Annotated in this window: 6 protein-coding genes; all 6 read left to right on the top strand. The window is 69.4% G+C overall.

Annotated elements, in window-relative coordinates:
• Nucleotides 1–618: acetyl-CoA carboxylase carboxyl transferase subunit alpha (gene accA, locus HY703_09135; GenBank protein MBI4545346.1), on the top strand; the 618-nt coding region annotated here is incomplete at its 5' end.
• A gap of 162 nt (nucleotides 619–780) precedes the next feature.
• Entirely contained in the window at nucleotides 781–1665 is an 885-nt protein-coding gene (locus tag HY703_09140) for a stage 0 sporulation protein (GenBank protein MBI4545347.1), read from the top strand.
• Complete coding sequence (locus tag HY703_09145) at nucleotides 1662–3182, top strand: methionine--tRNA ligase (protein MBI4545348.1); 1521 nt, start codon at nucleotides 1662–1664, stop codon at nucleotides 3180–3182. Before HY703_09140 ends, HY703_09145 begins: the two co-directional genes overlap by 4 nt.
• A 189-nt stretch (nucleotides 3183–3371) precedes the next feature.
• Nucleotides 3372–4307 (top strand): M23 family metallopeptidase, encoded by a 936-nt coding sequence (locus HY703_09150; GenBank protein ID MBI4545349.1) that lies wholly within the window; start codon nucleotides 3372–3374, stop codon nucleotides 4305–4307.
• 315 nt (nucleotides 4308–4622) lie between these two features.
• Complete coding sequence (locus HY703_09155; GenBank protein ID MBI4545350.1) at nucleotides 4623–6782, top strand: enoyl-CoA hydratase/isomerase family protein; 2160 nt, start codon at nucleotides 4623–4625, stop codon at nucleotides 6780–6782.
• Nucleotides 6783–6829: 47 nt separating this feature from the next.
• A partial coding sequence (locus HY703_09160) for a DUF402 domain-containing protein (GenBank protein ID MBI4545351.1) occupies nucleotides 6830–7256 on the top strand: 427 nt, incomplete at its 3' end.

A 7256-nucleotide genomic window follows, 5' to 3' on the forward strand; every position in this document is an offset into this window, starting at 1 on the left:
CAGAAGGGGCGCGACATGAAGGAGAACTTGCGGCGCAACTTCGGGATGCCGCATCCTGAGGGGTACCGTAAGGCGCTCCGGCTCATGAAGCTGGCGGAGAAGTTCGGCCAACCCGTCGTCACGCTGATCGACACCCCGGGCGCCTACCCGGGGATCGGCGCGGAGGAGCGCGGGCAGGCCGAGGCGATCGCGCGCAACCTGCGGGAGATGGCGTTGCTGCGCACCCCCATCATCGCCGCCGTGATCGGCGAGGGCGGCAGCGGCGGCGCGCTGGCGCTGGGCGTGGCCGACCGGGTACTCATGCTCGAGAACGCCATCTACAGCGTCATTTCACCGGAGGGGTGCGCCGCGATATTGTGGAAGACCAGCGAGGCGCGGGACAAGGCGGCCGAGGCGCTCAAGCTCACGGCCGCCGACCTCGCCGCATTGGGCGTGGTGGACGAGGTCGTCCCCGAGCCGTCAGGCGGCGCGCACGAGGACTGGGACGAGGCTGCGGAGCGGCTGCACGAGACGTTGCTGCGTCACGTCCAGGAGGTCTCCGGCCTCACGGCCGACGAACTGCGCCGGCAGCGTTGGGAGAAGTACCAGCGGATGGGGGAGTGGAGGATCGTCGACTAGTGGCGTTGCGCCACGCGGCCGGCCCCATGGGGCCTGCCACCAGCGCCGCGCTTGCAAAGTACAGGAGGGCCGATCATGGCCCAGATTTTCGAGGTCAGCTTCAAGGGCAACCGGCGGGGCTACTACTCGGGCAGCGGCGAGGACTTCACGCTCAGCGACCACGTGGTCGTCGAGGCCGAGCGCGGGGAGGACCTGGGCCGGGTCACAGCCGGCGGTGCCATTGCGGAACGCAAGTGCCAGGGCTGTTCCACTGGTTGCGCGGCGCCCGTGCCGGAGCGCCGCGTGCTCCGGCGGGCGCGGCCCGAGGAGGTCGAGCGGCTGCTCGGCTTGCGCTCGGACGAGACGCGCGTGCGGCGCGTCACCCGCGAGAAGGTGCAGGGCTACGGCCTCAAGATGAAGGTCAGCGATGCGGAATGGCAGTACGACCACAACAAGCTGATCATCTATTTCACTGCCGAGCGGCGCGTCGATTTCCGCGAGCTGGTACGTGACCTCGCGCGCACGTTCCGCACGCGCATCGAGCTCAAGCAGGTGGGCGTGCGGGACGAGGCCGCACTGCTGGGAGGGGTCGGTCGATGCGGCCGGGAACTCTGCTGTTCGACCTGGCTGCAGGAGCTGAAGCCCGTTAGCCTGCAGCTCGCCAAGGACCAGCGGCTATCGCTGAACCCGTCGCAGATCTCGGGTTGCTGCGGCCGGCTCATGTGCTGCCTGACCTACGAGCACTACGCCTACCTCGAGGCGCGCAAGCGCTTCCCGCGGGAGGGTAAGACCCTGGTCACCGCGCGGGGGCGGGAGAAAGTGGTGAGTGTGGATATCTGGCGCGAGCGCGTGCTGCTCAAGGACCCCGAGGGCGGACGCCGCACGCTCGCGCTGGCCGAGCTCAGGGCCGAGGTGGCCGCTGCGGCGGAAGCCGGCGCGGGACAGGAACAGGCAGCAGCCGGCTGGGTCACAGCGCCCGATGCCGAAGGCAATGGCACTGGCCTGGACGGCGAGCAGCCGAACCACCGGGCAGCCGTCGCTCTGGACGGGGAGGACCTCGACGGGTGAAGGGCTTTTATTACCTCACCACCGCCATCGACTACGCCAACGGCCCCCCTCACATCGGTCACGCCTTCGAGAAGATCGGCGGCGATGCCGTCGCGCGCTACCACCGCCGGAAAGGGGAGAACGTCCATCTGGTGGTCGGGATGGACGAGCACGGGCTGAACGTGCTGCAGAGCGCGGGTGCCGCGGGCATCACGCCGCAGCAGTGGGTGGATGATCTGGCCGGGCAGTTCCTCTCCGCGTGGCAGCGCCTCTCCATCAGCAACGACGACTTCATCCGCACCACGCAGCCGCGGCACAGGCGCGCGGTCAACGTGATGATCGAGCGGATGCAGCGAGCGGGCGACCTCTATCGCGGCACCTACGAGGGTTACTACTGCGTGCGCTGCGAGGCATACAAGGCGGAGGAGGAACTGTCGGGGGAGGGCGGGGTGGCGGGGCTGAGGTGCCCCCTCCACCCCACCCGCGAAATCGTCTGGATGCGGGAGGAGAACTGGTTTTTCCGGCTCTCCCGCTACCGTGACCAGCTCCTCCAACTGCTGGACCAGCGGCCGGAATTCGTGCAGCCGGAGATCCGGCGCAACGAGATCCGGCGGGTTCTCGAGGAAGGACTGCAGGACATCTCCGTCTCGCGGAGCCGATTGCCGTGGGGCGTGCCCTGGCCGGGCGAGCCGGATCAGACGGTCTACGTCTGGATCGATGCACTGACCAACTATCTCTCGGCAGTGGGATTCCCGGACCCCGGCTACACCGCGTTCTGGCCGGCCGACCTGCACGTGATCGGCAAGGACATCACACGCTTCCACTGCATTTACTGGCCGGCCATGCTGCTGAGCGCGGGCCTCGAGCTGCCAGGCTCCGTCTGGGCACACGGCTTCTTGACGTACGAGGGCAGCAAGTTCTCGAAGTCCGCCGGCGCCTGGGTCGACCTCGATGACGCCATTGGCCGCTACGGCCCCGACGCGCTGCGCTACTACCTGCTGCGCGAAGTGCCATGGGCCGGCGACGGCGACTTCTCCTGGTCCCGTTTCGCCGAGCGCTACACCGCAGAGCTGGCCGACGACCTGGGTAACCTCGCCAATCGCACTATCACCATGATCGAACGCTACCGCGGCGGCCGGGTCCCGGCCGGCGCCGCTACGGCACTCGACGAGACCGCCGGCGCCGTGCTCCGGCGCTACACTGAGGCGATGGACGCCCACCTGCTGCACCAGGGCGCGGCCACGGCCATGGAGCTGGCCGACGCGGCCAATGTTTTCATCGAGCGGCGCGCGCCCTGGCGGCAGGCGCGGGAAGGCGACCAGGCCGCCGAGCTGGACGCGACGCTGGCCTCCCTGGCACGGACGCTGGGCAAGCTGGCCACGCTGCTCGAGCCCTTCATGCCCCAGAAGATGGCGGCGCTCGGGGGCTGGCTCGGGCTCGAGCCCCTTCCACAACTCGACCAGCTCGCCACGCTCGAACTGGCCGGCCGGCGCGTGAAGCGGGCGGAAGTACTGTTCCCCAAGTGGTCGAGTCCATAAGTACAGCGCCAGCTTATTGGTGAATTCGACCACCAGGCGTGCAAACTTCTTGACAGGCAACTCCCGGGAATGGTATCGTAGCCAGCGATCCCGCCATTCCAGGCTTCTGCATTGGTAATCGGCAAGCGCTACGGGCCCGGGCGGTCCGCCGCGCAGTGCAGCGTCAGCACTTCACCTGGTGATCGTACCATGGCCCGACGGCAGTGGACGCTTCTGCTTGTGCCGGACGACCATACTTCCTCGCGGCAGTTCCGGGTCTCGCGTGAATTGGTCCAGGTGGCGATCGCCGGCGGGCTCGTCCTCTTCTCGCTCCTCGCCTCCCTGGTCGCCGGGCTGCTGGTGCAGGAGAGCCGGAGCGCACAATCCGGGCGGCTGGTCCAGGAGAACGCCGTGCTGCAGACGGAGCTGCAGCGCATGCACAGCCAGGCGGCCCAGTTGAAGGCGTCGCTGGATGAGCTGGGGAAACGGGACGAACAATACCGGCTGATCGCGGGGCTCGAGCCCATTGACGAAGAGGTGCGCGAGGCAGGGATCGGCGGACCGGGTACAGAGACCCTCGAGTCGAACGAGTTATGGCGCGTCGACCCCGAGTTGGGCGAAGCGGCGTTCACCACGGCATACGACTTGAATGCCATGACTCGCCGGGCACGGCTGCTTTCCTCGAGCTGGAGGGAGGCGACCGAGACACTGCGACGGAAGCACCAGCTTCTGGCGGCGACGCCGTCGATCCTGCCGACTCGGGGCGTGATATCCAGCGCCTTCAGCCGGCAGCGGTGGCACCCGATCCTGGACCGGCCGCGTGCCCACGAGGGGATCGACATCGTGGCGCGCAGGGGCACGCCGATCCTGGCCGCAGCCAACGGCCGTGTGACGTACGTTGGCCGGCAGGCGGACTATGGGTTGATGGTCGAGGTGGACCACGGCTACGGCCGGGTGACGCGCTACGCGCACGCGTCGCGGGCCCTGGCGCGGCCTGGCCAGTTGGTACGGCGGGGGGAGAAGATTGGGGAGGTGGGGGATACTGGCCTGGCCATTGGCCCTCACCTCCATTACGAGGTGCTGGTGGACGGCCGGCCGACGAACCCGCGGCGCTTCATCTTCGATCGGGACGTGCTCGCGGAGTGACGGGCGCGGCCGGAACCGCGGATCCGTTCACGAGCGCCCCCCGGCTCCCCTGGGGGCGCTTTTTTCGTGGGGTGGTATGGGTTGGGCGGCGCTGTGTGTGGTGGGGCTGGGCTTGGCGCCGGCGTGGGCGGCAGCTCCGGACTTTCCTTTGGGTCCCCTGGTGGTGCGCCAGCCGCCGGGCGGGCCGCGGCTCATCATCCGCACGCAGCCGCGGGTGCCGCTCTCATCGACCTGTTCTCGAGGAGCTCGTGCCGCCGCCTCGCTCGGCGAGCCAGCCCTTGCCATCCTCGGACCGCTGGATTAGCTGTAGCGGCCATGGCCACCATCCATGAAAAGACCACAGAAGCGGCAGCGCTGGCACTGGAAGTCGATGGTGACGGCATTGCCTGGCTGACCTTTGACCGGCGGGGCAGTCGCGTGAACCTGCTAACCACGCCCGTCATGAGCCGGCTCGACGCGTTGCTGGGCGCGGTCGAGGAAGGCGCGCGCGCGGGGCGTATCCGCGCCCTCATCGTGCAGAGCGGCAAGCCGGGCACATTCATCGCGGGCGCTGACGTCGAGGAGATCGGCCGGGTCCGCGACGCGGCCGAGGGGACCGCCAAGTCGCGCCAGGGGCAGCGCATCTTCCGGCGCCTCGAGCTCCTGACCATCCCGACCATGGCGGCCATCGACGGCGTCTGCCTGGGCGGCGGGACAGAACTGGCACTGGCGTGCAGAAATCGGCTGGCCAGTGACCGGGCCGATACGCGCATCGGGCTGCCCGAGGTGCGACTGGGCATCCTGCCCGGCTTCGGGGGGACAGTACGGCTGCCGCGGCTGCTCGGGCTGCGCGCCGCCCTCGAGCTCATCGTGTCCGGCAAGCCCATATCCGCCAGGCGCGCGCTGCGCATCGGCCTGGTGGACGAGGTCGTGCCCACAACCATGCTGCGCGACAGGGTGAAACACTTCGCTCGCGAGCGGATCGAGAAGCGGCACGTGACCCGCCGGAAAAGGCCGGCGCTGACTCGCCTGCTCGAGCGCACGCCGCCCGGCCGGCGCCTGCTGCTGCAGCTCGCGCGCCGCCAGGTGCGGAAGGAGACGGGCGGCAACTATCCGGCCCCGCTCGCCGCCATCGATACATTGTCCCGCACCGTCGGCCGGCCGCTCGATCCGGCCTTCGAGCTGGAGGCCCGCACACTGGGAGAGCTCATTGCGACGGACGTGTGCAAGAACCTGGTGCACGTCTTCCGGCTCACGGAGTCGGCCAAGAAGGCGGGCCCGCTGCTCGAGCCCCGGAGCGTGGACGTGGTGGGGGTCCTGGGCGCGGGCGTGATGGGCGGCGGCATCGCCCAGTTGCTGGCGTATCACGGCCTGGGCGTACGCCTGAAGGACGTCCAGGCGCGAGCGATCGGGCAGGCGCTGCACCACGCCCGCGAGCTGTTCGACGCGGCGGTCCGGCGCGGGCGCCTCGAGCGGCGGGCGGCCGAGGAGGCGTTCGGCCGCATCGCGCCCACGCTGGATTACTCGGGCTTCGCGCGCGTGGATGTCGTGATCGAGGCCGTGGTCGAGCGCATGGAGGTGAAGCAGCAGGTACTGCACGAGGTCGAGGCACGCGTCGCGTCCGGGGGCGTGCTGACGTCCAACACATCATCACTCTCGATCCAGGAGATGCAGAAAGCTCTCGAGCGGCCCGCCGACTTCTGCGGCATGCATTTCTTCAATCCGGTGGAGCGCATGCCGCTGGTCGAAGTCGTGCGTGCGCCCGATACCTCAGACGGGGCGGTGGCCACCATCTTTGCGCTGGCCCGGCGCCTGGGGAAAACGCCACTCGAGGTGAAAGACGGACCCGGCTTCCTGGTCAACCGGCTGCTCGGTCCCTACCTCAATGAAGCCGGCTGGCTGCTCGCCGATGGCGCGAGCATCGAGGCGATCGACCGCGCGCTCACGGCGTTCGGCATGCCCATGGGGCCGCTCCGCCTCCTGGACGAGATCGGGCTGGACGTCGCCGCCCACGCCGCCGGCGTGATGCACGAGGCCTTAGGCGAGCGCTTCCGACCCGCACTGCCGCTGCTCGCGCTGCGCCGGACGGCAAGGCTGGGCCGCAAAGGGGGGCGGGGCTTCTACCGCTACGAGGGGGGAAAGTCGAAGGAGGCAGACGCCGCCATCTATGCCGAGCTGCGGGACAGCGTTCCCGCCTCGCGCCGCGAGCTGCCACGTGCCCTCATCCAGGAGCGGACAGTGCTGGCCATGGTGAACGAAGCGGCCCGCGCACTCGAGGACGGCATCGTCGGCCGGGCCGCAGACGTGGACCTGGCCATGATCCTGGGCACCGGCTTCCCACCCTTCCGCGGCGGACTGCTGCGCTACGCCGATGCGCTGGGGTTGCCCGCCATTCTCGGAAAACTGGGCGCCTTCGAGCGCGAGCGGGGCCCCCGCTTCCAGCCCGCGCCCCTGCTGCGCGAGCGGGCAGTGGCCGGCCGCGGATTCTACGACTAGCGCGGCCGGGCCGACCACCAGACAGGGCCCGGGTCAGAGCTGATCGCATGCCGCCGCCCGAGGTCCGCATCCACTACCACCGGCTGCCGCAGCGCGAGGAGTTGTTCGTGCAGCAGCTCGTCCACCGCTCGGCGGACGTCGTGATCACCTACCAGCCCGCGACGCCGCTGGCACGCCCGCTCCAGGTGCAGGGACAGGTAGTGCTCGAGGAGGGGTCGCCCGCTGTCTGGTTCACGTTCCCGGGCGCCTGGCACGACATTGGCCGGTTCCACAACGCCGACGGCCGCTTCACTGGTATCTACACCAATATCCTTACGCCGCCCAGATTCCACGGCCCGCTGAGCTGGGAGACGACCGACCTGTTCCTGGACGTCTGGCAGGGGGCAGGCGGCCCGCCAGCCTTGCTGGACGTGGCGGAGCTGGCGCAGGCGCTGGACGCAGGGTGGATCGATCCCGAGCTGGCCGCTATGGCGC

This window comes from Gemmatimonadota bacterium (assembly GCA_016209965.1).
In the GTDB taxonomy this organism is placed as follows: domain Bacteria; phylum Gemmatimonadota; class Gemmatimonadetes; order Longimicrobiales; family RSA9; genus JACQVE01.

Coding starts and splice junctions, on each gene's coding strand:
- HY703_09150 (MBI4545349.1), top strand. CDS start 3,372: ATGGCCCGACGGCAGTGGACGCTTCTGCTTGTGCCGGACGACCATACT.
- HY703_09155 (MBI4545350.1), top strand. CDS start 4,623: ATGGCCACCATCCATGAAAAGACCACAGAAGCGGCAGCGCTGGCACTG.